The organism is Maribacter sp. (genome assembly GCF_049667165.1).
Classification (GTDB): Bacteria; Bacteroidota; Bacteroidia; order Flavobacteriales; family Flavobacteriaceae; genus Maribacter_A.
In genome coordinates this window covers 33,723-59,675 of record NZ_JBATHS010000050.1, presented here as the reverse complement: position 1 = coordinate 59,675, position 25,953 = coordinate 33,723, and the positions used below count along the sequence as shown (strand labels likewise).

The 25,953-nt window shown below is 41.2% G+C and carries 23 protein-coding genes; 17 read left to right on the top strand and 6 right to left on the bottom strand.

What is annotated here, in order from left to right:
- The first annotated feature begins 32 nt into the window (after window positions 1–32).
- The 12 genes from WBM98_RS03195 (at window position 33) to WBM98_RS03140 (ending at window position 13,206) form a co-directional block, all read left to right on the top strand.
- A complete protein-coding gene (locus tag WBM98_RS03195) occupies window positions 33–899 on the top strand; it encodes a universal stress protein (protein ID WP_424364581.1) in 867 nt (288 codons plus the stop codon).
- Window positions 896–1,747, top strand: a complete 852-nt coding sequence (locus WBM98_RS03190) for a universal stress protein (protein WP_424364580.1) — start codon at window positions 896–898, stop codon at window positions 1,745–1,747. The genes WBM98_RS03195 and WBM98_RS03190 overlap by 4 nt, the downstream gene beginning before the upstream one ends.
- A gap of 160 nt (window positions 1,748–1,907) precedes the next feature.
- A complete protein-coding gene (gene pta / locus WBM98_RS03185; protein WP_424364579.1) occupies window positions 1,908–4,007 on the top strand; it encodes a phosphate acetyltransferase in 2,100 nt (699 codons plus the stop codon).
- An 8-nt stretch (window positions 4,008–4,015) separates the two neighbouring features.
- Window positions 4,016–5,200, top strand: a complete 1,185-nt coding sequence (locus WBM98_RS03180) for an acetate/propionate family kinase (RefSeq protein WP_424364578.1) — start codon at window positions 4,016–4,018, stop codon at window positions 5,198–5,200.
- A gap of 334 nt (window positions 5,201–5,534) precedes the next feature.
- A complete protein-coding gene (locus WBM98_RS03175) occupies window positions 5,535–6,677 on the top strand; it encodes a NapC/NirT family cytochrome c (RefSeq protein WP_424364577.1) in 1,143 nt (380 codons plus the stop codon).
- A gap of 146 nt (window positions 6,678–6,823) precedes the next feature.
- Window positions 6,824–7,204, top strand: a complete 381-nt coding sequence (locus WBM98_RS03170; protein WP_424364576.1) for a hypothetical protein — start codon at window positions 6,824–6,826, stop codon at window positions 7,202–7,204.
- 17 nt (window positions 7,205–7,221) lie between these two features.
- Window positions 7,222–8,085 (top strand): DUF5777 family beta-barrel protein, encoded by an 864-nt coding sequence (locus WBM98_RS03165; protein ID WP_424364575.1) that lies wholly within the window; start codon window positions 7,222–7,224, stop codon window positions 8,083–8,085.
- A 93-nt stretch (window positions 8,086–8,178) separates the two neighbouring features.
- Window positions 8,179–9,174, top strand: coding sequence for a 4Fe-4S dicluster domain-containing protein (locus WBM98_RS03160; protein WP_424364574.1), 996 nt, complete (start codon window positions 8,179–8,181; stop codon window positions 9,172–9,174).
- Window positions 9,175–9,185: 11 nt separating this feature from the next.
- Entirely contained in the window at window positions 9,186–10,529 is a 1,344-nt protein-coding gene (gene nrfD, locus WBM98_RS03155) for an NrfD/PsrC family molybdoenzyme membrane anchor subunit (protein ID WP_424364573.1), read from the top strand.
- A 2-nt stretch (window positions 10,530–10,531) separates the two neighbouring features.
- Complete coding sequence (locus WBM98_RS03150; protein ID WP_424364572.1) at window positions 10,532–11,479, top strand: hypothetical protein; 948 nt, start codon at window positions 10,532–10,534, stop codon at window positions 11,477–11,479.
- 62 nt (window positions 11,480–11,541) lie between these two features.
- Window positions 11,542–11,940 carry a c-type cytochrome gene (locus WBM98_RS03145; RefSeq protein WP_424364571.1) on the top strand — a complete coding sequence of 133 codons (399 nt, stop codon included), beginning with the start codon at window positions 11,542–11,544 and terminating at the stop codon, window positions 11,938–11,940.
- 42 nt (window positions 11,941–11,982) lie between these two features.
- Window positions 11,983–13,206: a hypothetical protein gene (locus WBM98_RS03140; protein WP_424364570.1), complete on the top strand. Its 1,224-nt coding sequence runs from the start codon at window positions 11,983–11,985 to the stop codon at window positions 13,204–13,206.
- A 107-nt stretch (window positions 13,207–13,313) separates the two neighbouring features.
- Here WBM98_RS03140 and WBM98_RS03135 read toward each other — a convergent pair whose 3' ends face one another.
- Window positions 13,314–13,682 carry a hypothetical protein gene (locus WBM98_RS03135; protein WP_424364569.1) on the bottom strand — a complete coding sequence of 123 codons (369 nt, stop codon included), beginning with the start codon at window positions 13,680–13,682 and terminating at the stop codon, window positions 13,314–13,316.
- Between the two features lie 172 nt (window positions 13,683–13,854).
- On the opposite strand from WBM98_RS03135, the gene WBM98_RS03130 reads away from it, so the two are divergent.
- The 5 genes from WBM98_RS03130 (at window position 13,855) to WBM98_RS03110 (ending at window position 16,729) form a co-directional block, all read left to right on the top strand.
- Window positions 13,855–14,184 (top strand): YtxH domain-containing protein, encoded by a 330-nt coding sequence (locus tag WBM98_RS03130; RefSeq protein WP_424364568.1) that lies wholly within the window; start codon window positions 13,855–13,857, stop codon window positions 14,182–14,184.
- Window positions 14,185–14,189: 5 nt separating this feature from the next.
- Window positions 14,190–14,534, top strand: a complete 345-nt coding sequence (locus WBM98_RS03125; RefSeq protein ID WP_424364567.1) for a hypothetical protein — start codon at window positions 14,190–14,192, stop codon at window positions 14,532–14,534.
- A gap of 91 nt (window positions 14,535–14,625) precedes the next feature.
- Complete coding sequence (locus WBM98_RS03120; RefSeq protein ID WP_424364566.1) at window positions 14,626–14,853, top strand: DUF6327 family protein; 228 nt, start codon at window positions 14,626–14,628, stop codon at window positions 14,851–14,853.
- Between the two features lie 105 nt (window positions 14,854–14,958).
- Window positions 14,959–15,726 (top strand): patatin-like phospholipase family protein, encoded by a 768-nt coding sequence (locus WBM98_RS03115; RefSeq protein ID WP_424364565.1) that lies wholly within the window; start codon window positions 14,959–14,961, stop codon window positions 15,724–15,726.
- Window positions 15,727–16,027: 301 nt separating this feature from the next.
- Window positions 16,028–16,729, top strand: a complete 702-nt coding sequence (locus tag WBM98_RS03110) for a hypothetical protein (RefSeq protein WP_424364564.1) — start codon at window positions 16,028–16,030, stop codon at window positions 16,727–16,729.
- Window position 16,730: 1 nt separating this feature from the next.
- Here the strand turns inward: WBM98_RS03110 and WBM98_RS03105 are convergent, their stop codons facing one another.
- From WBM98_RS03105 to WBM98_RS03085, 5 genes are read right to left on the bottom strand one after another with little or no spacing between them, the layout of a single operon-like run.
- The gene (locus WBM98_RS03105; protein ID WP_424364563.1) at window positions 16,731–18,368 is read right to left on the bottom strand and encodes a sulfatase family protein; all 1,638 of its coding nucleotides are present in this window, start codon (window positions 18,366–18,368) and stop codon (window positions 16,731–16,733) included.
- Between the two features lie 2 nt (window positions 18,369–18,370).
- Window positions 18,371–20,650, bottom strand: a complete 2,280-nt coding sequence (gene bglX / locus WBM98_RS03100; protein WP_424364562.1) for a beta-glucosidase BglX — start codon at window positions 20,648–20,650, stop codon at window positions 18,371–18,373.
- Between the two features lie 60 nt (window positions 20,651–20,710).
- Window positions 20,711–22,102: a glucoamylase family protein gene (locus tag WBM98_RS03095; protein WP_424364561.1), complete on the bottom strand. Its 1,392-nt coding sequence runs from the start codon at window positions 22,100–22,102 to the stop codon at window positions 20,711–20,713.
- Complete coding sequence (locus tag WBM98_RS03090; RefSeq protein WP_424364560.1) at window positions 22,099–23,460, bottom strand: glucoamylase family protein; 1,362 nt, start codon at window positions 23,458–23,460, stop codon at window positions 22,099–22,101. The genes WBM98_RS03095 and WBM98_RS03090 overlap by 4 nt, the downstream gene beginning before the upstream one ends.
- 60 nt (window positions 23,461–23,520) lie before the next feature.
- Window positions 23,521–25,944, bottom strand: coding sequence for a LamG domain-containing protein (locus tag WBM98_RS03085; protein WP_424364559.1), 2,424 nt, complete (start codon window positions 25,942–25,944; stop codon window positions 23,521–23,523).
- Window positions 25,945–25,953 lie beyond the last annotated feature (9 nt).

Genomic DNA, 25,953 nt, shown 5'->3' with positions numbered 1-25,953 from the left:
TTTAATTTTAAGGATTCGTAAAGGCGCTTTTTATGAAAACAATACTCATACCCACCGATTTTTCTGATAATGCTTGGAACACTATTTCATTCGCGATGCAATTCCTTAAAGGCGAGCGGTGTACCTTTTATTTTTTACATACCTATACCCCTGCGTTTTATCGAATGGATTATATGCTGGGCGGACCTGAATTCAGCGCAATTCCCGACAAAGGCGTAGACGCGTCCATCGAAGGATTGGAAAAGACCTTGAAAGCCGTAAAGGCAAAATTCGGCAATGCGAAACATATTTATGAAACGGTTTCAGCCTTTAATATCTTGACCGATGAAATCAATTCCCTAACGGAAAAAAAAGACATCGATCTGATTATTATGGGCACCCAGGGAGTCTCAGGGGTCAAAGAGATATTTTTGGGAACAAACGCCGTACATGTTATCGGTAAAGCCTCGATTCCGGTGTTGGTAATTCCTTCCGGATATGGATACAAACCCATTGAACGGATACTTTTTTCAGCGGACTATGAGTCAAATTATAATGATAAAGATTTGCATAGCGCGATTGAAATAGCCAAGATGAGCCACGCTGAAATTACCGTGTTGCATATGAAGGAAGCCCATGATCTGACGATAGCCCAAGAACAGAACAAGGCTTTTCTCGGGCGTTGTCTGGCACAGGTTCCACACAGGTTCATAGAGGAAAGCGGTGCCTACGACCCAGCGCGTATAATAACATATTTAGAGAAGCATAATTACGGGTTATTGGTAATGATGAAAAGGAAGCATTCACTCTTTGAACGGGTGATGACCAGACAGCATGTTGACCAAGTTGGTTTTCATGTGCAGCTGCCTTTCTTGGTCATTCCAGATACCCACAATAGTGCAAAATCAAGATTAAAATGAGAAATATTCTGTTGCCCACCGATTTTTCAGACAATGCCTGGAATGCCATTTTTACGGCCCTTAAATTATTTGAGACCAGTGCCTGTAATTTCGTGTTATTGAATACCTATGAACCAAAAATCTCAAACCTATTGGGAAACAAAAGCAAGGAAAGGTTGGGTGTTATTTATGATTCCTTGTCAAAAAACTCAAACGTACAACTTAAGAAGACCCTAGAATATTTAAAGGAAAACCATGCAAGAAGCAATCACAGTTTTACGACGGATTCCATTTCCAGTGACCTTATAAATGCCATTAAAAAAGTGATCGTTGAAAGGGATATTGATTTAATAATAATGGGCACCAAGGGAGCCACAGGGGCTAAAGAGGTTTTTATGGGCAGTAATACGGTACAGGTTATTAAGAAGGTGCGTATGCGACCGATCATGGCCGTTCCTCAGGATTATGATTTCAAGGCGTTGAACAAAGTAATCTTTCCTACAGATTTCTCCCATTCGTATGATAAAATAGAGTTAAAACCATTGATCGATTTAATGGATATTTGGAAGGCAGCGCTTTTGATATTTCATGTAGCACAGGATTATGAATTGAACGACGACCAAGTGAAGCACAAAAAACAACTCGAGAAACGGCTTGATACTCTGGATCATAGTTTCCATACCGTCGAGATGTGGAACACCATCGCCGAGGCGACCAGTGAATTTGCCGCCAAGACGGATGCCGATTTAATTGCATTGATGTATTATTCACATAGTTTTTTGGAAAAATTGACTAGGGAACCGGTGATTCGAAAAATAGGGTTTCATTCAAAAGTGCCGATATTGGTATTGCCTGATATTGGTCTTTGAAAATTTGGCGATTTTCATTTGGGACTTGGTAACCATAGGGGGGTGATTTTGAGAAAATGAAAGAATATCCCTTGGATTTCAACACAAAGCATAATACCGGTCGTAAATTTCATTTACGCCATAAGAAAGCATAAATTTGCATTGAAATTTTTTATTGCTGATGAGCAAAGCCATTTATATTGCCACTACAGAGCCAAATAGTGGTAAATCAATAGTTTCCCTGGGCTTAATGCAACTGCTGTTGGGAAAAGCGGCCAAAGTAGGTTATTTCAGGCCTATTATCGATGATTATCCTGAGGGATTCCAAGACAATCATATCAATACGATACTTTCCTATTTCAATATTCAAATGAAATATGAGGAGGCCTATGCCTGTACCCGTAGCGAGGTAATTCATAAGAACAACCAGAATAAGGAAGATGAAGTCCTTGATAGGATAATCGATAAGTACAAGGCCATCGAAGAGCGTTTTGATTTTGTTCTTGTCGAGGGTACTGATTTTTCTGGGGAAGGTGCCATCATCGAATGGGATATCAATGTCCTTATGGCAAAAAACTTAGGGATTCCCACGATTATATTGGCAAGCGGCGTAGGCAAGACCTTGGATGAGTTGGTGAACAATATTTACATGGCCTACCATTCCTTTACGGAAAAAGGGGTCGAGGTACTTATGGTAATTGCCAACAAAGTGCAACCAGAGAATATTGAATTGGTGCGAAAAGGACTTAAGGCGCAATTGCCCGAGGATATTCTAGTGGGGGTCATTCCAAAGAATCCGATCCTAGGAAACCCAACGATTAAGGAAATTGTCGAGGTTTTGGACGGGAAAGTACTTTTCGGCGAAGAATATTTAAACAACCAAGTCGCTCATTATGGGGTAGGGGCGATGCAGCTACGTAATTATCTGACCCATTTGGAAAATGACGGACTAGTGATCACTCCCGGGGATAGGGCAGATATTATCCTAGGGGCACTTCAAGCCAATCTATCGAAAAATTATCCAACCGTTTCCGGAATATTTTTGACTGGTAACCTGGTTCCAGAGGAATCCATCATAAAATTGATAGAAGGTCTCTCGGACGTGGTGCCTATTGTTTCGGTCAAGGAGGGCACCTTTGGGATCACCAATAAAATCGGGGCCATACGACCCCGGATATATGCCGAGAACACCCAGAAGATATTGACCTCAATCCACGAATTCTCCAAGCATGTTCCCGAGGATGAACTTGCTGAAAGATTGATCATCTTTGAGGCCAAAGGCATTACGCCCCGTATGTTCCAGTATAATTTGTTGAGCAGGGCCAAAACGGACATAAAACATATTGTACTTGCAGAAGGGCTTGATGAACGTATTTTAAAGGCCACAAAACTTCTTGTAGACTCAAATGCGGTAAAGATCACCCTTTTGGGGGATCCCATTGCAATAAAGGAAAAAATCTCCCAAATGGATCTCGATTTGGATGTATCGAAGGTCAATATTGAAAATCCTACAGAATCTGTTTATTTTAAGGAATATGCCGAAGAGCTATACGAGTTGCGCAAACACAAGAATGTCAATTTGGCCATGGCCGAGGATTTAATGGAAGATGTATCCTATTTTGGAACAATGATGGTTCACAAAGGGCATGCCGATGGTATGGTATCAGGAGCGGTGCATACGACCAAGCAGACCATTCTTCCGGCCTTGCATTTTATAAAGACCCGTCCTGGGGTTTCGGTGGTCTCATCGGTATTTTTTATGTGTTTGGAGAATCGGGTAACCGTGTATGGGGATTGTGCCATCAACCCGAATCCGACAGCGGAAGAATTGGCTGAAATTGCCATTTCCTCTGCCACAACCAGTAGAATCTTTGGCATTGAACCAAAAATCGCCATGCTTTCCTATTCATCGGGGGACTCAGGCCAGGGGGAAGATGTCGACCGCGTACGAAAGGCGACCCAATTGGTGAAGGAAAGATATCCTGAGTTAAAAGTAGAAGGGCCTATACAATATGATGCGGCTGTTGATGCCAAGGTGGGCAAGGTCAAAATGCCAGACTCGCAGGTGGCCGGTGAGGCGACCGTATTCATATTTCCTGACTTGAATACCGGCAACAATACCTACAAGGCCGTACAACGGGAAACCGGGGCATTGGCAATCGGTCCAGTCTTACAAGGCCTGAACAAACCGGTTAACGACCTCAGTAGGGGTTGTACCGTAGATGATATCTTCAATACCGTAATCATAACAGCCATACAAGCACAAGATTCACTTCGTTAAAACAAAGCATGAAAGTATTAATATTGAATTCGGGAAGTTCGTCAATTAAATTCCAATTGATGCAAATGCCCCAAGAAGCGGTAATTTGTTCCGGGCAGGTAGAACGAATAGGATTTAAGGATGCCGTACTTATATATAAGACCAACACCGATGAATATCGCGAAATCCTTGACATACCTTCCCACCAGATAGGCTTGGAATTGGTTGCGAACTACATCATGGATTCCCAAAAAGGTGTCGTGAAAAACGCAAATGAGATTGAGGCTGTAGGGCATAGGGTAGTGCATGGCGGGGATGCTTTCTCAGCAACAACGTTGATCGATGCCGAAATCAAAGATAAAATAAAGGAATTCACAAATTTGGCACCCTTGCACAATCCCCATAATCTTACGGGAATTGAGATTGCGGAAAAAATATTTCCAACAGCCAAACAAATCGCTGTTTTCGATACTGCCTTTCACCAAACCATACCGGTTAAAGCCAGGAAGTATGCCATTCCGAACAAATTCTATACAGACTTTGGCATAAAAATGTACGGGTTTCATGGTACCAGTCATAAGTACGTCAGTGAAAAGGCGCTGACCTATCTAAATAACCCCGATGCCAATATAATATCCATCCATTTAGGCAATGGGTGCAGTATCACGGCCATAAAGCAAGGAAAAAGTATAGATCACAGTCTTGGTTTTGCCCCGAGTAACGGACTGATCATGGGTTCTCGTAGTGGGGATATCGACCATTCCCTTATCTTTTATCTGGTAAATGAACTGGGTTACGAATTGGATCAAGTCAATAAATTGCTCATTAATGAAAGTGGCATGTTGGGCTTGACGGGTTTCAGTGATTTACGGGACATCGAAGCCCAAGCTGCAAAGGGCAATACAGATTGCAAATTAGCACTTGATATGAATGCCTATCGCATTAAAAAATACATTGGGGCTTATGCGGCTGCCATGAACGGCCTTGACGCCATCGTTTTTACGGCTGGTGTGGGGGAAAACTCAAGCCAAATCAGGCATTTGGTATGTACGGATATGGAGTATATGGGAATCCTTTTGGATGAAGCCGAAAATGAGTCCAAATCCAGAGGGTTAAGGGAAATAAACCAAACCCAATCAAGGGTGAAGGTTTTGGTCATCCCCACCAATGAGGAACTTGAGATTGCCAAGCAGTCCTATAGGTTACTCCACTAAATCAAGTTCGATATTTTGCACACGAGTGCAATGCTTCCCTATTGAACATTTCCATTTCTTTACAAAAAGTGTGGTTCAATGAATAGTTGACCACGATTTTTTTGAACCGGTACATGTGCCCTTTGCCAAGGGGCCGATTTTGTAACAATTGTGACATAAGCTTTGTAACAATTGTTACTTATATGTACCAATTTTATTTGTCAAAAATCATAAGTAATTGAAAATCAATATTTTAAAAGTTTAAAAATATGATAAAAATCATATTTTTAACATGCTTACTGGGGTATTTTTAACATAGATTTAATACATGTACATATCTTAATATCCAAGCATTATGAAAAAATTTAGATTATTGAGCTTCTTGATGGTAGTCACATCAAGTTTATTATTTGTTCAATGTACCAGTGATCCTATCGCCGGACGGGATGGGGTGGATGGGATCGATGGTATAGATGGGGTGGATGGTATTGACGGCGCGGATACTTCCGCAGAGTCATGCATCTCTTGTCATTCCAATACCTATAGAGCGCCAATTTATGCGGCCTATGAAACTTCTTTCCATTCAAAAGGCCTTACCGAAGGTTCTGTGAATTATGCCGGTGCACGGGCAACTTGTGCACAATGCCACTCCAATGAGGGCTTTGTTGATTATATTACCAAAGGATTTGTGAATCCTGCTGGTTATTACGGATTATCTGAGCCAGAATTGGTAATAAATGATAATGGTACTCCAGATGATGATTCCGATGATTACCCAGAGGTAGATGATCGTGGTTTACCTATTTATTCAAACAATCCTGTGGCGTTTGTGACCTCGATTACTTGTACAACTTGTCATGATACCCATAAATCTTTCGACTTTGAAAATGACGGTAATGATCTTGCCTTAAGGGCCCTTGAACCTGTTTCCTTGATTGTTGATGGTACCGTCATCGATTATGGGGATGGTAGTAATACGTGTATCAATTGTCATCAACCTAGAACGGCAACACCTACACCGGATGCTGCGGGCATGTTCAGGGTTACAAGTACGCATTGGGGACCACATCATGGACCACAGGCAACCTTGTTAGAAGGTCTTCAAGGAGCGTTGATTGCAGGTTCGGAAGCATTTCCTGGTGTTGGTTCGGCCGCACACAGAACAGGTTCTACTTGTGTTAGTTGCCATATGGCAGAATCTTCAGACGGTACCGATGGTTTACACTCGATGATACCTTCAGAGAACGCTTGTATCACTTGTCATACCAATGGTATACCTTCAGATGACTTCTTAGCCTCTGATATGGCCACCTTGGCAGGTTTGTTGGAAAATGTCGGTATTGTACATGAAGATCATCCTGTTCCTGGTACGTATAGCATTTTGGAAGCTGAAGCTGCATGGAATTATCTGTTCATTCTTGAAGATGGCAGTATGGGTGTCCACAACCCTAAATATGCCAAAGCATTGATCAAGAACTCAATCGAGGCCTTAGACTAATCATAGTTGGATATTACTGAATTTCAGGAGTAGTGACCCTACTCCTGAAATTAAACCAAATCCCAATGTTTTTTAAAAGGTCACAAACCGACTCGTTTTTCCTTCTTAAAAATAATAGGGGACATCAAATATCAAATCAAAACAAAATGAAAAGACTATTAAAAATAGTTCTGGTTAGCAGTTTAAGTTTATGCTGTTTTTCATGCTACTATGACGAATTACCAGAAGAACAAGATCTTGTTGTTGAAATACCTGACGATGTGGTAGTTTCATTTAATGATGATGTACAACCCATTTTTTCACAATGTACGGGTTGTCATAATGGAAATACAAGCCCTGATTTAAGGGAAGGCAATGCATTCAATGCAATTGTTCCCCAATATGTATCTGCTGGTGATGCCGAAAATAGCGAGTTTTACAAAAAATTACCAGGTAATGATCATCCCGTGGAAGCTGGCTTGGTACTAACCAGTGATGAAATAGGGATAATAAAAGCCTGGATAGACAGAGGGGCCGAGAATAACTAACCACAAAGATCTTTAAAATGAGAACATATAAAATATTACTTGTTGCCTTATTAAGTTCCCCCTTCTTTTTGCTTTCTCAGGAGAAGTCCAAGGATTCGATTGTTGACAAACCAGAACGTCCTGCCTTTGAGAGCACCACGTTAATTGACAACCAAACCAATGTATTGTTCGATAAGAATACCTTGGAAGTCATGATGCAGCATAGGTTCGGTCTGGTCAATGGTGGCACGAACGACATGGCCGGTTTTTGGGCGCCCTCCAATATTCGCATTGGACTTTCCTATGCGATACACGATAGGTTTACGGTAGGTTTTGGTACTACAAAGTTCGATCGTTTACAGGATTTTAATTGGAAAGCCGGTATCCTAAGGCAGACCCGTTCAGGAAGAATACCCGTCAGTGTATCGTACTACGGGAATTTTGTCATTGATGCACGTAAAAAGGGTATTGGTCTTTTTCCAACCAAACAATCCAGATATTCCTATTTTAACCAATTGATCATTGCACGTAGATTTAGCCCTAAGCTATCCTTACAGATCGCCCCTAGTGTATCCCATTATAATTTGGTCGAGCACAGGATGCGAAATGACGTTGTCGCCCTTTCTGCAGGCGGACGTTATAAAATTAGCGAACAAACGGCAATCATGGTTGACTATAGCCATCCCTTTGTTCATCACCTTAATGATGCTGAATTCGATATCGATCCCCAACCGGGATTTAGTTTGGGCGTCGAATTTTCGACCTCGAGCCATGCTTTTCAATTGTTCATTACCAATCTAAATGGTATCGTTCCCCAAAGCAACTATATGAAAAACACCAATGATTTCTTTTCTGGTGATTTTCTGTTCGGATTCAACATCACCAGGAACTATAACTTTTAGTTAAAGGCGAGTAAAACAAAGGCTCAGGAGTAACATAGTGAATTTTTTGTGGAATCATACGGGTTTCGATGATTTCAATTAAATGGGTGTATTATGAAAAATGACATGACCGATAAAAAGGACAACAACAGAAGGAACTTCTTGAAGTTAGGATTGATGTCTGGTGCAACTGCAATAACAGGCGTATCGTTATTGGCAAACTTAGCCTCTGAGGAAGAATTGAAATCATCAGGGGAAAAAATCAGGTTGTTGACCCCTGACGGTAAAATTGTCGAGGTTGATGCCGACAATATCAATAAGTATCCTGAAGCCCACATTACCCCAGCTGAATCCAGAAAGGGAATACCCAATAGACAATTCGTAATGGTCATCGATTTGGCGAAATGCAAAAATGCCAGAAAATGTGTCGAAAGTTGCCAAAAAGCGCACAACTTGGATCATCATGAAGAGTTTATGAAAGTACAACTCATAAAGGATAATGAAGAAGGAGCTCCGTATTGGTTTCCAAAACCATGTTTTCATTGTGATGAACCACCTTGCGTTACCGTCTGCCCAACGGGGGCAACCTTCAAACGGGATGATGGTATCGTTTTGATTGACAATGATCGCTGTATCGGGTGTAAATTCTGTATTACAAGTTGCCCCTATTCAGCACGGCAGTTCAATTGGGGACATAAAGCTAAATTTGATGATACCTCCCAACCCTATTCGCCAGAGACTAGTGTTCCGGCAGCCGAAGGAACTGTCATGAAATGTGATTTCTGCCCTGATCTTCTAAGGGAAGGTAAATTGCCACATTGCGCGAAATCCTGTCCAATGGGTGTTATCTATTTTGGTGACAAGAATGAGGATATCGTTACCAACGGCGAAGAGACCGTTAGATTCTCCGAGCTGATCAAAGACCGGGCCGGTTACCGACATTTGGAACATCTGGGAACAAAGCCCAATGTATATTATTTACCTGCGGTCAACAGACAGTTCCCATTGGAACGGGGATTCGATGTAGAGGAAGATATTTTGGAACGATATAAGGATGTACCTGAAGTGGAAGAATTTTTGGATCAAAAACAAAACAATACTGAACTTTAATCATTTTTGACATGGATGTGGATATGGTTGGTAGAAAAAGGGAATTGGTAAAGGAATTTTCCCCCATGTTGGGAAAATCCGGTCCTTTTTCAAAATATTGGATCGGCTTTCTTATCATGGTCATTCTGGTCGGACTGGTGGCATTTGTACTACAAGTGGTCAAAGGCCATGAGATTACAGGAATGAGGGATAATGTGGTATGGGGGATTTATATCATCAATTTCATTTTTTTCGTTTGCCTTAGCTATTCAGGAGCGTTCATTTCAGGGATCCTGCATTTCTTTAAAACACCCTGGAAAAACTCGGTTTCAAGGATTGTTGAGATTATTACGGTATTGTCATTGATTATTGGTCCCATATTTATTTTGTTATGCATAGGAAGACTTGACAGATTGCATTATCTATTCATCTACCCCAGGATTCAATCACCCATCACCTGGGATATCATTGCAATACTGACCGATTTAATTGGATGTTTCATCTATCTATATTTAACGTTTATTCCTGATTTTGCCATATTGAGGGATAACAGCGAGGGGACTTCAAATTGGCGGCGTAAATTATACAAGACCTTGGCCATCGGTTATATGGATACGCCCACCCAGCGGGAAAGATTGCATAAAATCACCAGAACGATGTCGGCCATGGTAATTGTCCTTGCCATCGTTGCCTATACCGTTTTGGCATGGATATTCAGTTTAACACTGCAACCCGGATGGAACAGTACGATTTTTGCACCTTACTTTATAATTGCAGGTCTTTATTCAGGGGTCGGGGTTATTATTATAACCATGTACCTGATTCGCAAATACTTCAAACTTGACCATTATATCAGAAAAATACATTTTATAGGGGCCGGTATTGTACTCTTGATCATTTCCTTATTATTCGGTTATTTTACATTTAGTGAATATTTTTCACGATGGTTCAGTCATAAAATTCAGGACATCAATTTGTTGGATACCCTGTTCACCCGATATTTCTGGGAATTCATTTTTGCTAATTATATTGGGGTCTTGGTACCGATAGTGATTTTGTTCTTTAAGAAATTCAGGACCATAAAATCAATCACCTTTGCAGCGGTGATCGCAGTTTTGGGTTTGTGGTTGAATAGATATCTTATTGTCGTCCCTACATTGGAAACCCCCTACCTTCCTATTCAGGATACCAGACCTGAGTATTTACATTATACCGCTACCTGGATTGAATGGGCGTTGAGTTTTGCAGGAGTCGCAGCCTTCATCCTATTCTTTATATTGATTATGAGGATCGTACCTATCATACCCATGTCGGGGATAATCGATTACGAAAGGGAACAGAAAAAACATACCAAGACAATAACCCAAAATCGATAAAAATGAAGACTACATTTTTTAGGTATTCACTATTGGCATTGGCCATCGGGTTACTGATAACCGCAAAGGGCGTGGCCCAAGAACAAGAGCAAGAACAGAAGCCGGAACAGGAACAAGAGTTCGACCTTAGTGCTTATAAAACGCTTTTTAGTTTTAAAACAGTGAAACACCATGATAATTCAAGGGAATTGGAAGCAAGTTTCATTGCGAGGAACAAGAAGGATAGAAAAGATAAAATACCGGTCTACGAAGCCGAAATAGAATTCTTGAATACCTTGGATGGGGAAGAGGTTTCACTCGGTAAATCAAAAACATCAAAAGAAGGTATAGCAACATTGATCTTACCAGATAATCAATCCTATTTGACCGATGGTGAGGGCAACATGAACTTAGTGGCTCGGTTCAATGGTTCGGAAACCTTAGATGGGGAAGAAGAGGAAATAAGTGTCAAAAACCTGCTCATGGATATGGATCTAACCGTAATTGACAGCGTTAGATCTGTGGTGGTCAAGGCCTATGTTCTCGATAGTTTAGGTTCTAAATCCCCAGTTGAGGAAACGGATATAGTGATTGCTGTAGAAGGTATGTTGTCTAAAATGACCATAGGGGAGGGCACTATTGAGGATGGGGAGTTCATTCTTGAAATGCCCAATGATATTCCAGGGAACAGCAATGGTGACCTCACCGTTTATTCGATAATTGCAGAAAATGATGAATTTGGCGATGTAATTCAAAAGAAAACCGCAAATTGGGGAATAATTAAGGCACAGTCCCAAAAAGATGCCAATACGTTATGGTCAGAAGCCGCACCCATTTGGATGTATTTGGTGTTGACTATTTTATTGGTTGGGGTTTGGGCGAATTATGTATATACGATCATAAATTTATTTAAAATCAGAAAAGAGGGAAAACAAATCGAATTGGATGCGTTGGGTTCACAGGATGTGTAGCCAACGGACCAAGTTTGGTATTGTTTTTGAGATTAATCAGTACAAACAATAAAAACAAAAAAATGAAAACAATTAAATTATTAATGATTATCGGAGTAGTGTCTTTTGCATTGTACTCTTTCAATTCTTTTGATCAGGACAAATGGGTCGTACCTGCCAAATATGAAAAAATGCAGAACCCAACCGATCCTGCGGTAGATTTGGCTATTGGTAAATCATTGTATTCAAAGCATTGTAAATCATGTCATGGATCCAAAGGTCTTGGCGATGGTACAAAAGCCGATGAGGTTGAAGGGGATTTGGGGGACTTTTCCTCGGCTGAATTCCAAGCACAATCCGACGGCGCCTTATTCTACAAAAGTTACATCGGTAGGGACGACATGCCCAACTATGAAAAGAAGATTCCGGATGAAGAGGATGTTTGGTTGATTGTCAACTATGTAAGAACTTTGGGAGAATAATTCAATGAACTTTCCGTTTGGTTTAATGGTTAATAGATAACAATGGGCAACGCACTAAGGTTTATCAGTATTTCACATAAAACAGCGAATGTTACCCAACGCGAGGAATTTCATATTCCCGACGAGGAGAAGAGTGCATTGGTTGCAAGGGTCCGCGATACTTTCCCCGATATTTCAGGGATACTACTTCTGGTAACCTGCAACCGAACGGAGATATATTTTGAATCTGAAGTTGTTACTGCTGACTCTTTTCTTAATTTCATTCTTGATGTAAAAGCCAAGCATGAAATTCAGGCGACCAAGAAGCTATTTATCTTTGAGGATACAACAGAAGAAACGGTCAGACACTTATTGAAAGTTACTTCAGGTTTGGCCTCTTCGGTACTTGGCGATGCCGAAATCGTGCATCAGATAAAAAAGGCCTATCAGTTTTCCATTGCCCATAAGTTGCAAGGTTCTCTTTTGGAGCGCGCCATGCAGACCGTATTCAAAAGCCATAAACGTATTAGTAATGAGACCCATTTTAGGGACGGTACGACCTCTGTGGCCTATAAATCCTTAAAGGTTATCAGTGATACGTTTAAGAAAAGAGGTACGAAATGCGGGAAAATACTGTTTATAGGTGCCGGTGATATCGTAAAGCAGTTGTTCAAGTACAATTCAAAATTTGGCTTTGAGCGTATTTATATCAGTAATCGTACTTTTGAGACTGCAAAAACCTTGGCCCATATTCACCATGGTAAGGTATATGAGTGGGAAAAGGTACTTGCCAACGAGTTTGCTGATTTTGATGTAATTATCAGTGCTGCAAGTAATTGTACTCATTTGATCAAAAGGGTTTCGAATACCGATCACAAGGTTTTAATGATCGATTTGGCTTTACCGAGCAATATTGATAAAAACTTGGCCAACCAACGGAATATATTGTTTTATGACTTAGATTCCATTTCTGTTGATTTAGAGGAAACAAAAGAAAAGAGGTTTGCCGCCATAGGGGAAGTGGGTATGATTATTACCGAAGAGCTTTTGGTATATAATGAATGGTTGCAAGGAGCACCTTTACGGGCGTTTTTGGCCGAAAACAAGATATTAGTAAAGCAAGGGGTAAAAGACTTCTTTGAGACCGGAAAAGAGGAAATAGATGCCCAAAAAGTTAAACTGGTGACAGACCGGATCATGAGAAAATTGAGAAAGCAAACCAATGTTCCCATACCTCAGGAAAAAATTGAAGCGGTTATAGCCGAACAGTTCTCATTATTGGAATAAAATAACATTAAGGATACATTAAAAAAAGGAGTCCCCTGAATTTGTGGTGGGCTCCTTTATATATTGAATACCTCCCTAAAGGTCACTTTTCCATTGGCCGGATTAAATCATGACCTTCTTTTAGTTACCGTTTTATTGCTGCGACCCCTATTGGTAGTGTGTTCCTCATGATACGGTCTAATATTTTCCTCCTGATAATTCTTAATACGTTCATACCTCTGACGACTTAGATCAAGATGGCTATAGCGTGGTGGGAGCACTTGGCGCCTTACCCATATTCCCCCGTCAAGGTACAGATAGGTCTGTGACGATAGGTCGTAATAAATACTGAATTCAGGAAAATAAACATAACGTACGATTTCCAAGCGGTTAGGATAAAACCAAGAAGGAGGGCGATGGCTTGGTCTTGATGATATAACAACGGGGCCACAACTGCCCAATAATAAAAGTCCCAAAACGATGATGAATTTTTTCATGACATGACGCGTTTAAAGCATAAAGTAAATACATAGCTTTTACGTTGGGAATGATTCCCGTCATTCGTATGACTTTAAGAACATATTTCTTAATGATTTAAATCATTCCGGGGTGTGCTTTTAAACACTACATTGGTCATGTAAATTAATATTCACCTTAATTAATGTAATCATGACAAACAATAGTGGGAACATCATGTTGGCCTTATTGGCAGGAGCTGCAATAGGAGCTGGGTTTGGAATACTTTATGCACCAGATAAAGGAGAGAAAACCCGAAAGAAAATCAAAGAGAAAGCTTTGGAAACAAAACACGAAATCACTGAACGTGTTTCACATGCCAAGGAAGAACTCACAAAAACAGCGAATGAAAAAAAAGTTGAGTTCGAACAGAAGTTAGAGGATACAATCTCCCATATGAGCTATAAAGCAGACGATATTATCGCCACTTTGGAGCGCAAGTTGGAAGAATTGAAAAAGAAAAACGCACAGCTTCACAAATAGGTCCTATGGCATTTGATGAATTAAAGAAGGATCTAATGGAGGCCGATGTCGATATTAGATCCTATCTCGAAAATAGTGAGGAGTATTTTAAACTAAAGATATTCAAAGCCCTTATGCGGGCCGTCACTTCGTTTACCCAGCTACTCGTAGTCGGGGCCATTGTTTTTTTGGCCTTGTTTTTTTTGTCATTGGCACTATCCCAAGGTATTAGTACGGCATTGGGCAATGATTATTATGGCTATATCATCGTAGGGGGATCCTATGTGATCATCGCCATATTCTGCTATCTGTTCCGTGAAAAATTAGATCGCCCATTGTTGCGTAAGTTTTCGAAGTTTTATTTTGATTAGGTAGCATGGACCATGGTGTCACGTGCGACCTCCTACGGATTTGTAAGGGTTGATCACATCGGATAATTAGTAAAAATTAGAATTTGAACAGATGAAACAATATGCGTCTTTTTCAGAAATCGACAAACAACTGAAAATACTCAGTCTACAACGGGAGATAGATCTTGAGCGTTTCAAATTGAACATAAAACATTTTAAATCGGAGTTATATCCCACACAACTTTTGGGTGGTTTCAAGGGAGTACTACAAAAAACCCTGCTCACGTTGGTGGTGAAAAAACTATTTAAAAAATCGAAAACCAAAGATACTGATCAGTGATTGCCGGCACCAGAGCATACCTCTGCCCTTAATTTCGAATACCTTTGTAAAAAATTGAACTTTTAAAATTACAGCCGTAAATTTACGCACGGTTAAATTGTTAGTATGCATCTAGGATTGGCACTTTCAGGCGGTGGATTTCGGGGTATTGCCCATATAGGGGTGATAAAGGCACTGGAGGAACATCAAATTTTTCCGGATTATATAGCCGGCACAAGTGCAGGTGCCATTGTTGGCGCCCTTTATGCGAATGGCAATACCTCACAAGAGATCCTTGACTTTTTTAAATCGGTCGATATTTTCAGTTTCAATAATTTCACCATGTACAAACCTGGTTTTATCGATACCGAAAAGCTTTATGATAGTTTTACGAAAATCCTGGGATTGGATGATTTTAATGTGCTAAAGAAAAAGTTGTTCATAACGGCAACGAATATACTCGATGGTACCTTACGGGTTTTTAGTGAAGGGGAGTTGATAAGACCTATCTTGGCCTCAGCCGCTTTCCCGGCCGTTTTCACGCCCATTCAGATCGGGGATGCCCATTATATCGATGGGGGCACCTTGAATAATTTCCCGGTGGATTTAATATCGGAGTATTGTGAGAAAATCATTGGTGTCTACGTTAACCCGTTCGAAAAGATGGGTATTGAAGACTTGAAACATTCCTATAATGTGTTGGAACGGGCTTATAAAATCAGATCGGCACACGATTCCATATCAAAATTCAAGGATTGTGATATGGTCATATGCCCTAAGGAATTAAAGAAAGTTGGTACTTTTTCTGTTAAGGATATGGATGCTGTATTTGATTTGGGATATCAGGCAGCCAAAGCACAGTTGATCAAGTCAAAACTAGGCAACCTCACGTAAGCATCAAATTCAGGGAATTGTTTTTTAAATGCAATGCCCCCAATCCCAACCCCTACAATACATGGACGCTTTTAGATCAGGAAAGAGGGCATTTAAGCACTAGCAAACACTAGGCTATTTTAACAACTTTAGGTCAAACTTTATGTTCAATCCAAAAATAGAGGCTGATTATCGAAATTGAAATGATGTAGATCAGTCAATTTTGGATTTTTGTACTGACAATTATCATTTTAATAGGTCAAAAATGTTGGTAGCTTTAGGGAGTTGAAAATAGGTTTTAATAATATATAAAACATGCACCATGGTAATCAAACAATTAGCCCAACATAAAGAAGAGAACGATTTTGAACAGTTTTATAACAAAATAGCAGCATTGGAACCCGATTTACGGAAGTTTATGAAGAGAAGTCTAAAGGCGGCTGAGGATCAAGGGGCCATTGATCGAGGGTTTTATAATGCCGATGAACTTTTGGATGAGATTTATTTGGAAATTTTCAAAGAGTTCTCTGATTTTATGGACAAAGAGAAAATAAAGATCATATTGTTTTCCAAGGCCGTTCAAAAAATTGAGGAGAAAAAGATAATCGAACAAGAAACGCCTGATTACTTGCCTACTGAGCAAATGTTGAAACAAGAGCTCGATGCCCTGGATGAACAATATACCATGGATGCGGATGGCGATTTGATACTAAACACCGAGTTGGATGATATCTCTTATAAGCAATCTTCGGAAAGACCCAACAAAGTGATATTGGATACGACCTTGGAACAGCAATTGATTAAGAAATTGGATTTGAACGATTCCCTTTTACCTTCTATGGAACGCCGTACGACTTTTGGCGCCCTTTTTACCAATATTCCACCAAGGACTAAATCGGTTTTGGAACTCTATGCCTTTGGCAATCGCAGTCACTATGAAATTTCCGAAATCCTGGAAGTACCTGAAACGGTAATCGATAAGATTATGGTAAAGTTGAACGAACGCTTTAGGCTTATAGAATAGGTCAACGATTCCCAGTACCTCTTAGCCTTTTAAAAAGTTGATAAGCAGCATCCACTTTTTCTTTAGGGGCTTTCTGAAACTCCTTATCCGTCACTTGATAGACTGCCTGTATTGAATCTAATTTCTTATGCATTTCGGCAACAATTTCCGAATATGCTGGGTCCGTATAGGCATTGTAAACCTCATGGGGATCTTTTTCAAGATCGTATAATTCCCAAGTGTCTATATCGTCATAGAAATGCATTAATTTATAGCGTTTTGTACGAACGCCGTAATGCTTTTTTACCATATGAAATGCGGGATAGTCATAATAATGATAATATGCAACATCCCGATAATCGGTCTCTTTCATACTGCCATCAAGCAGTCCTTTAAAGGATTCTCCCTGCATGTGTTCAGCTAATTCATTGAGATTCGCAAAATCGAGGAATGTTTGGGCAAAATCCAAGTTTTGTACCATCGCATTAATTTTTGTGCCAGGTCGAATGGTACCAGGTAATTGCATCAATAATGGGGTTCCGAAAGACTCCTCATACATGAAGCGTTTATCGAACCATCCTTTCTCACCGAGATAAAAACCTTGGTCCGAAGTGTAAACGACCAGGGTGTTTTCATCCAACCCACTTTCTTCCAAATAATCCAATATGCTACCTACACCTTCATCAACGGCGGAGATAGTAGCCAAGTAATCCTGTAAATACCGTTGACCTTTCCATTCAGCCAGTTCCTTGCCGCTCAAATTTCCTTTATGAAAGGCGTTGTTTTTGGGCAAATAGAATGCATCCCATTGTTTGCGTTGTTCCAAAGTCATTCGATCAAAATCGGTGGTCCAAGGATTATGGGCCAATTCCACGCTACCATAGGCCTTCGACATTTTTAGATCATGCCCTTCGTACATATCCTTATAGATGGTCTGTAATTGTTCTTGGGCAGCCTGTTGGTTTTTAAATGTGGGAAAATAGGTTTCGGGTAACGGGAATTGTACGGAGTCATATTTGTTGGTATGGCGTAAGGCAGGCATCCAATTTCTATGAGGAGCTTTATGATGCACCATTAAAAAGAAGGGTATGGAATCCTTTCTTTTATGCTGCAACCAATCCAAGGCATCCTGTGTAATGATATCCGTGGCATAGCCTTCAATTCGGGTGGTATCACCATTTTCAATAAAATCCGGATTGTAATAATTGCCTTGATCTACAATGATTTTCCAATGGTCGAAACCTTGGGGATGGCCGTGTAAATGCCATTTGCCAACAATCGCTGTTTGATAGCCCGCTGTTTTGAGTAATTTAGGCAGGGTAGGTTGATTGCCATCAAAGTGATCTCCATTTTGTCGAAAACCATTAATATGGCTGTGTTTTCCGGTAAGGATTACGGCTCTGCTTGGTCCGCAAATCGAATTCGTTACAAAGCTGTGGTTAAATAATGCGCCATTCGCAGCCAAACGGTCAATATTGGGGGTAGGTGCCAATTGACTTATTGGGTGCCCATAGGCACTGATGGCCTGGGTGGCATGATCATCGGCCATTATATAAATGATATTGGGGGGAGCGTCTTGTTTTTCAGACGTTACGGTTTTTTCCTTACAACCTAGGGCTAAAATGCCTAAAAAGAGTAATATAAGCGCTTTGTTGATCATCCCTAATTCATTTCTAACCTGAAGGACGTTTTCAGGGTGTCATCCGAATTTGTACCAACAAAAACTTCAAATTCTCCGTGTTCCGCCACAAAATCCAAATCAAAGTTATAAAATTTGAGATCTTCAATTGAAATGGAAAAGGTTACTGCTTTGGTTTCACCTCTATTCAATGCTACTTTTTGAAATCCTTTCAATTCCTTAACAGGCCTCGTAACGGTTCCAATTACATCACGTATATATAATTGTACAACTTCCTTGCCATTAAATTCACCTGTATTGGTTACATCGACAGTTACTTTGATCGTGTCGTTTTCAATCATTTTATCCGAGCTTAACCTTAGATTATCATAGGTAAAGCGGGTGTAACTCAAACCATAACCAAAGGGATACACTGGCTCATTCCGTTCATCAATATAATTGGACGTGAATTTTTCAAATTTACCTTCCTTATTTTTATGGGGGCGTCCTGTATTTTTATGATTGTAAAAAAGTGGAATCTGCCCAACATTTTGCGGAAATGTTGTCGTTAGTTTCCCCGACGGATTGACATCCCCAAAGAGTACATCTGAAATTGCCAAACCTGCTTCACTTCCCGGAAACCAAACATTCAGGATGGCAGGTACTATTTTGCTTTCTTCCTTTAAAACCAATGGCCTACCGGTAAATAATACCAAAACAACCGGTTTACCTGTCTTCAATAGCGCTTTTAATAGGTCTTTTTGAACATCGGGAATTTCTATATTGGTTCTACTACTGCTTTCCCCACTAAATTCAGCCGATTCGCCTAATGCCGCTACAATGATATCCGCTCTCATGGCAATTTTCAGTGCTTCATCAAGTAACTCTTTATCGGTCCTGTCATCCCTATTGAGTTCTTTCCCGAACATGGTTGCCCTTTGCTCCAATGCGGCATCATAGGTTAAATTACTTCCTTTCGCATATAATACCTTTACCTTATCGCCAAGAACGGTCTTTAAACCTTCCAACAAGGCTATGGACTTATTTTGAATGGTCGCCACACTCCATGTACCGGCCATGTTTTCTTTGGTATTTGCAAGGGGACCTACGACCGCAATGGTTCCTGATTTTTTTAAGGGTAATAACTGATTTTCATTCTTCAATAAAACCATGGATTGCGTGGCAACCTCTCTTGCAAACTGGCGATTATCCTTTGTGAAGATCTCCGTTTGTGTCCTGTTGATATCACAATATTTATAGGGATCATCGAATAACCCTAAATCATATTTGGCCTTTAATATTCTCCGTACGGCATTATCGATTTGAGTCATTTTTACAGTGCCTTCCTCTACGGATTTCTTCAGCGTAGTCAGAAATCCTTCCCCGATCATATCCATATCCAAACCAGCATTTAAAGCTAAGGCCGAACTGGTTTTCAGATCACCCATCCCATGTTCGATCATTTCATTGACGCCAGTATAATCACTAACGACAAAACCTTCAAACCCCCATTGCTTTCGTAAAAGATTTGTTAATAACCATTTATTGCCAGTTGCGGGAATTCCGTCTATTTCATTGAAAGAAGCCATAACCGAACCAACACCAGCATCAATAGCCGCTTTATAAGGTGGTAAATATTCATTGTACATCCGTATTCTGCTCATGTCAACCGTATTATAATCCCTTCCGGCCTCAGGGGCACCATACAAAGCAAAATGTTTAACGCAGGACATAATGGTGTAGTTCTTGGTCAGGTCATCCCCTTGGTATCCATGAATCATTGCCTTTGCTATTTCACTACCTAAATAAACATCTTCTCCAGACCCTTCAGAGACCCTTCCCCATCGTGGATCTCTAGAAATATCAACCATAGGGGAGAAGGTCCAATTGATGCCATCCGCACTGGCTTCATTCGCAGCCATTCGAGCGGTTTTTTCTATCAATTCCATATCCCAGGACGTCGACAACCCCAAGGGTATCGGAAATGTTGTTCTATATCCATGAATGACATCCAAGCCAAACAATAAAGGGATCTTCAAACGACTTTTTTCAACCGCGATTTTTTGGACTTCCTTTATTTTTTGAACCGATGTTATATTCAGTAATCCGCCTACCATTCCTGCTTCAATTTTCTTGGCGATATCCGAGTTTTTTGCTTGGCCCGTTACGACATCCCCGGACCCTGGTAAATTTAATTGGCCAATTTTCTCTTCCAAGGTCATTTTACTTAGGAGTTCTTCGACTAGTGGAATGGTGTTTTTCTCTTGTGCACGTAACACAACACTCAACATCAAGCTAAAAAGGATGAGTATGATTTTATTCATTTGGACTACTTTTTTAATTTAAGGATGCTTATCTGCTGAAATTTGACCTTACTGATTTGGTTAGGGGGCACTATATTCGAAACCCAATTTGTCCAGTCCATTTTGAACTTCTTCGTTTTGCATGAACAGGTTCCATAATAAACCTGACCGATGGTTTTCTATCATTATGATTTGAGGCCCTTGGTCGATTGCCAAATAGGCTTCTGCCACCCAAAAACCATTAGATGGACTAAAGGCATCATAAAAACCGGCAGGCCCCAATAATCGATCTTTATGGCTATAAAAATAATGAAGCGCACGCATTGATTCTTCGGGCGTATAAGGTATAGAACTAATCGCAGCCGTTGGGGAAATCACTCCGGTATCATTGGAAGGACTATGGGCATTATATCCGATACTTCCATCATTGTTCCTCGTATAACTCGCTGTAAGTCCCCAGCAATCCTCGCCATAATCGGTATAGTTCTTGGGATTTTCCACACAATAGCCATAGTTTATTTTAGTGTGGTTTACAGTAGCATCCCTATAGTTTACATATTCGTCAGATAGTGTTTTAGGGTTTAAGCCCAAGTAGGAGTAATGGGCCCAAAATAAGGGTCCACCATAGGGGGAATTACCTGCATGATCTACTATCAAAGGCAGGTTGTATTTGGTTTCAGTCGATACGATGCTGCCATTAGATGCCCACCCATTTTCATATACCTCCTTTGTAATTGACTGGTCAGGGGAAGCCGCTGCCAGAATATAGGCGATCAGCACTTCATTATATCCCTTGAGTTCCATATTTATGGCAAACCCATGGGTTGGACTCCAGTGCCAATACAACGCATTTTTATTTTGAGTGTACCAATTCCATTCCACCCCTTTCCAGAGTGCATCTGCCTTGTCTGATAGGTTTTTTTCAGTATCGGAACCATTTTTGAAATACTCCTTGATGCAAATTAATCCTTGGGCCAAAAATGCGGTTTCAACCAAATCCCCGCCATCATCCAAGGCGCTAAAAGGTTTTACATGGCCCGTACTTCCGTCGATCCAATGCGGCCATGCGCCATGAAATCGATCCGCCGATTCTAAGAACCCCAAAATTTTGTCAAGTCGCTGTACAGCCTGTTCCCTAGTGATAAAATCTCTTTCAATACCCACCAAAATAGCCATCAGCCCAAATCCTGTACCCCCTGTCGTCACCGTAAGGGGATCGTTGGATGGATCGGAAGGATGGTATCTTTCACGAGCCGCGCCCGAATTGCTTTCGGCAAAGTCCCAGAAATATTTGAATGTTTCTTCCTGGGTAAGATCCAATAGGGCCTCATCCTCGATTACTGGGGTTTGGTCAATCGGATTCTCCTCGCCCTCTTCCGGTAGTTCAGAAACACCAATAGGGCCCGTAGGCTCATTGGAGGAACACGAGGAAAGTAAAACAATAAAAAATAAAATGCGCAGTTCCTTTATCATAATTCAACTTTCGAAGAGGCGAAACCCAAGTTATGCAATCCACGTTGTACATCTGCATTCTGCATAAAGAGTTTCCAGAGCAGTCCACTTCTATAATTTTCGATCATTACTGGTATAGGGCCTTGGTCAATGGCCAAATATCGGGGCAAATACCATTGGTGCTCGAGGCTGAATGCATCGTAAGGGCCATATTTTCCAATCAGGGAATCTTGTGCGGTGTACATATACCGCAAAAACGCCATGCTCTGGTCGGGGGTGTATGGCATGGATGATAATGCGGCGGTTGGGGAAATTACCCCAAGGTCTCTGTCAGGTCGATGGCCAGCATATCCCTTCATTGAATAGCTGGAGGTCAATCCCCAGCATTTCTCTCCGTAGCCTTTAAAATGGTTGGGATTTTCGACCGCATACTTGTAATGTATCAAGGCATGGTTTTGGTTCAAGATCCAATAATCTGCATATTGATCAAATAATCCATTGGGGTCCAATCCCAGATAGGAGTAATGTGCCCAAAAAAGAGGACCCACAGGGGAAGTATCATGCTCATAATGGTCAAGTACGGTACGGAGCCCATAATAGACGGTATCTTGTTTTATCGCTCCATTTCGTGCCCAACCCTTGTCATACACTTCCTTGTTGATCGGATGGGTAGGGGAGGCCGCCGCCAAGACATACATAATGAGGGCCTCGTTATAACCTCCTACCGGAAAATTCATGTCCCAACCATAGGTAGGTGACCAATGCCAATACAGTACATTTTTCCCGCCTTGGGTATACCAATCCCATTCTACTTCTTCCCATAATTGTTGAATGGTATCTGCAAGTCGTTTTTCCCGTTCATTCCCATTTTTAAAATACGCCTCAACAGTAAGTAACCCTTGGATCAGAAATGCGGTTTCGACCAAATCACCGCCATTGTCCTTGGCACTAAAAGGGGCAACCTTGCCCGTTGGTAGCAGCCAATGGGGCCATGCCCCATGAAAACGATCGGCTTTGGTCAAAAAGGCGATTGCTTTTTCATAGCGTTCCAAGGCTTGTTCGCGGGTTATGAAGCCTCGTTCCACACCGACCAATATCGCCATAAGGCCAAATCCCGAACCACCTATGGTTATGATGTCCTTGTCATGCGCGGGATAGATGTTATCAAGGTGAATACGCTCCCGGGCCAGACCAGAAATCGGTTCGGCACCTTCCCAAAAATAGTCAAAGGTCTGTTTCTGTACCGAGTCCAGTAATTGGTTATCCGTTATTTCAACAGCTACTTCCAGATTTCTTTGGGCCTGTTCCTTTTTAGAAGAATGGCCATTGCAACCAACTAACAAAGAAGCAATGGCCATTGTAATCAAAATTAACCTCATAAATGATGTTAAAAATTAAACTAACTCAAACAACTCAACTAACTTTTTAAATCTATACAGCTATTCCATTAGGGCTTGAATTTCTTCAGGAGTCAAAACCCTGTCGAACAAATAAAGCTCATCGATGTAACTGGTATCCGAAAGGTGGTTCCAACCTGCGAAATTAGGGGCGCCGGATCCAATGGATAAATTTACACAATCTGCCCAGCTGATCACTCTACCTGTCATATCACCGGAATTCACCACTGCTTCCCCATTGAAATAAATCTGGGTGGCCGTATCTGAGACCGCAAAGGCGATATGTACCCATTCCCCAGCGGTGACATCGATAACATCACCATCGTTCCAAACATTCTCGCCATCATCGGCCCCGATATGCAATTTTATCTGTTGTTCATCAGCACTTCCTTCCCTGAGCAATCTAAACCCAGAGGTAAGTACGTTGTCGGCGCCGTTCATCGGAGGAGCAACGGTCAATATGCCAGCCCTGTCAGGATTGCCATTGACTTTGTACCAAAATGCCCCACTGAATTGATTGTTGAAGAGACCATCGATAGGTACTGAAAGATAGGAATCTGCAGCACCAGCATAGGCATCGGTGCCTTTAACGCTTTCCCCTGCAAAACCAGGAGTGCCAACCACGGTTGGTTCGATATTATCATTCATCTCTGTATTGGCCCCATCAAAAGGCATATAGAGGGTAGAACCAAAGTTCTTTGGTGTAAATTCAGCTCCTGACATTTCAGCTACTTCTTCTGGACTGAGGGCTTTATTAAAAAATCGCAATTCGTCCAAATTACTATTATCCGAAAGATGCCCCCATTCTGTAAACCTTGGAGCGCCCGACATAATTGAAATAACATCACAACCTGTCCAATCAAGCCCTGGAAAGGTTCCACTGCTTACCGCTACTCCGTTTATATATACAGCTGCCTCCCCTGCGCCGATACTTATTGCTAGATGCGCCCATTCACCTGCGGGCAAGGCCGCAGCAGCCCCGCCATCAAACCAATTATCACCGCCGGCACCGATATTCAATTTCATTACCTGATTTCCACCAACATCTTCCCTAAACAACCTAATACCTGATAATCTATTATTTTGAATATCTGGATAACCGCCATTGGCAAGGTCTTCAGGACCGATGGTTAAGATACCTGCCCTATTTGGATCATTGTTCAGTTTATACCACATCGTGGCACTGAATTCGGGAGTGGTTAATCCATCCGATGGATACGTTAAATACGAATCTGTTGCACCAGCATAGGCCTTGGATCCTTCATAACTATCATCTGTAAAATCCGGTGTTCCAACTGCTGAAGCCGCCCGACTTCCTACTAAATCAATATAATCACCGTCAAATGGCATGTAGAATGATTCCCCATCATATTTTGGGAAATATGGATTTACCGAGTTGATCATCAACTGAATTTCAGTCTGGGATAATGCTTTGTCAAAAACACGCAATTCATCCATTTGCCCTTTCTCTGTTTTATGATTCCACCCGTTAAAGTTGGGATCACCGGACATGATCACCAAATCACCTACACCTGTCCAATCAATTCCTGTAAATGCAGTTTCTCCTACCAATATTCCGTTCATGTACAGCGCTGCATTACTTTCTGAAATCGAGATTCCAAGATGTACCCATTCATCTAGGGTTGGATCTATAGTGGCAGGGTCACCGGGGTTCACCCAGGTTGCATTGGTACCATTGCCCACGAGAAGTATAAACTTCTGAGCGGTTGCACTCCCTTCCCGGATCAATCCGAACCCACTAGGTTTATCAGATGGACCTGCTGGTTCGGCTGGCGCAATATTGATTATTCCCGCTCTATCATCCGATGCATCGATTTTCAACCAGAACGTAGCACTAAATTCATTTCCTTGAGTTAAACCTGCAGATGGAAAAGTCAGATAAGAATCTACAGCACCGTCATAAGCATTTGGACCTACATATCCATCACCTGCAAATCCTGGGGATCCCACTTCCGTGGCCTGTTCAAAACCAATCTGATCCCTATAATCCCCATCGAATGACATATAAAATATTTCACCATCAAACATTTGGGTGTACGGGGGTTGTTTTGAGAAGTTGACTTCAACGGTAGTTGTTTTACCCTCAATATCAGTGGCTTTAACGGTCAATTTGTGATTGCCATCTTTCAGATTATCATAAGTGAATTTTTCCAAGGCCCTACGATAGTCTTTAAAACTACTGAATTTGGCAATTTCCGTGCCATTAAGGAGTACGGAGATGCTAGCAATTTCAATGTCATCGGTAACCTCCAAATCAACATCCAATGCGGTAACTTCTTCAAATACTTTAATTGCCAAACCCTCTGTTGGGGCGTTAACAGTAATTTTAGGTGCAGTAGCATCAGTACCTGGAGCAACTTCCGTAATGTCGTCTATGCCTTGGTCACAGCCATAGAAAAGCATAACGGCCAACCAGCTTGCGAATATGTATCTTATTGTTTTCATCTTTTTGAA

Bases quoted from the DNA above. Each gene is read 5' to 3' on its own strand.
- WBM98_RS03145 (WP_424364571.1), top strand. From the start codon at position 11,542: ATGAAAACAATTAAATTATTAATGATTATCGGAGTAGTGTCTTTTGCA.
- WBM98_RS03090 (WP_424364560.1), bottom strand. From the start codon at position 23,460: ATGAGGTTAATTTTGATTACAATGGCCATTGCTTCTTTGTTAGTTGGT.
- WBM98_RS03150 (WP_424364572.1), top strand. From the start codon at position 10,532: ATGAAGACTACATTTTTTAGGTATTCACTATTGGCATTGGCCATCGGG.
- WBM98_RS03085 (WP_424364559.1), bottom strand. From the start codon at position 25,944: ATGAAAACAATAAGATACATATTCGCAAGCTGGTTGGCCGTTATGCTT.
- WBM98_RS03140 (WP_424364570.1), top strand. From the start codon at position 11,983: ATGGGCAACGCACTAAGGTTTATCAGTATTTCACATAAAACAGCGAAT.
- WBM98_RS03130 (WP_424364568.1), top strand. From the start codon at position 13,855: ATGACAAACAATAGTGGGAACATCATGTTGGCCTTATTGGCAGGAGCT.
- WBM98_RS03135 (WP_424364569.1), bottom strand. From the start codon at position 13,682: ATGAAAAAATTCATCATCGTTTTGGGACTTTTATTATTGGGCAGTTGT.
- WBM98_RS03115 (WP_424364565.1), top strand. From the start codon at position 14,959: ATGCATCTAGGATTGGCACTTTCAGGCGGTGGATTTCGGGGTATTGCC.
- nrfD (WP_424364573.1), top strand. From the start codon at position 9,186: ATGGATGTGGATATGGTTGGTAGAAAAAGGGAATTGGTAAAGGAATTT.
- WBM98_RS03160 (WP_424364574.1), top strand. From the start codon at position 8,179: ATGAAAAATGACATGACCGATAAAAAGGACAACAACAGAAGGAACTTC.
- WBM98_RS03195 (WP_424364581.1), top strand. From the start codon at position 33: ATGAAAACAATACTCATACCCACCGATTTTTCTGATAATGCTTGGAAC.
- WBM98_RS03170 (WP_424364576.1), top strand. From the start codon at position 6,824: ATGAAAAGACTATTAAAAATAGTTCTGGTTAGCAGTTTAAGTTTATGC.
- WBM98_RS03110 (WP_424364564.1), top strand. From the start codon at position 16,028: ATGGTAATCAAACAATTAGCCCAACATAAAGAAGAGAACGATTTTGAA.
- WBM98_RS03105 (WP_424364563.1), bottom strand. From the start codon at position 18,368: ATGATCAACAAAGCGCTTATATTACTCTTTTTAGGCATTTTAGCCCTA.
- bglX (WP_424364562.1), bottom strand. From the start codon at position 20,650: ATGAATAAAATCATACTCATCCTTTTTAGCTTGATGTTGAGTGTTGTG.
- pta (WP_424364579.1), top strand. From the start codon at position 1,908: ATGAGCAAAGCCATTTATATTGCCACTACAGAGCCAAATAGTGGTAAA.
- WBM98_RS03165 (WP_424364575.1), top strand. From the start codon at position 7,222: ATGAGAACATATAAAATATTACTTGTTGCCTTATTAAGTTCCCCCTTC.
- WBM98_RS03125 (WP_424364567.1), top strand. From the start codon at position 14,190: ATGGCATTTGATGAATTAAAGAAGGATCTAATGGAGGCCGATGTCGAT.
- WBM98_RS03190 (WP_424364580.1), top strand. From the start codon at position 896: ATGAGAAATATTCTGTTGCCCACCGATTTTTCAGACAATGCCTGGAAT.
- WBM98_RS03120 (WP_424364566.1), top strand. From the start codon at position 14,626: ATGAAACAATATGCGTCTTTTTCAGAAATCGACAAACAACTGAAAATA.
- WBM98_RS03095 (WP_424364561.1), bottom strand. From the start codon at position 22,102: ATGATAAAGGAACTGCGCATTTTATTTTTTATTGTTTTACTTTCCTCG.
- WBM98_RS03175 (WP_424364577.1), top strand. From the start codon at position 5,535: ATGAAAAAATTTAGATTATTGAGCTTCTTGATGGTAGTCACATCAAGT.
- WBM98_RS03180 (WP_424364578.1), top strand. From the start codon at position 4,016: ATGAAAGTATTAATATTGAATTCGGGAAGTTCGTCAATTAAATTCCAA.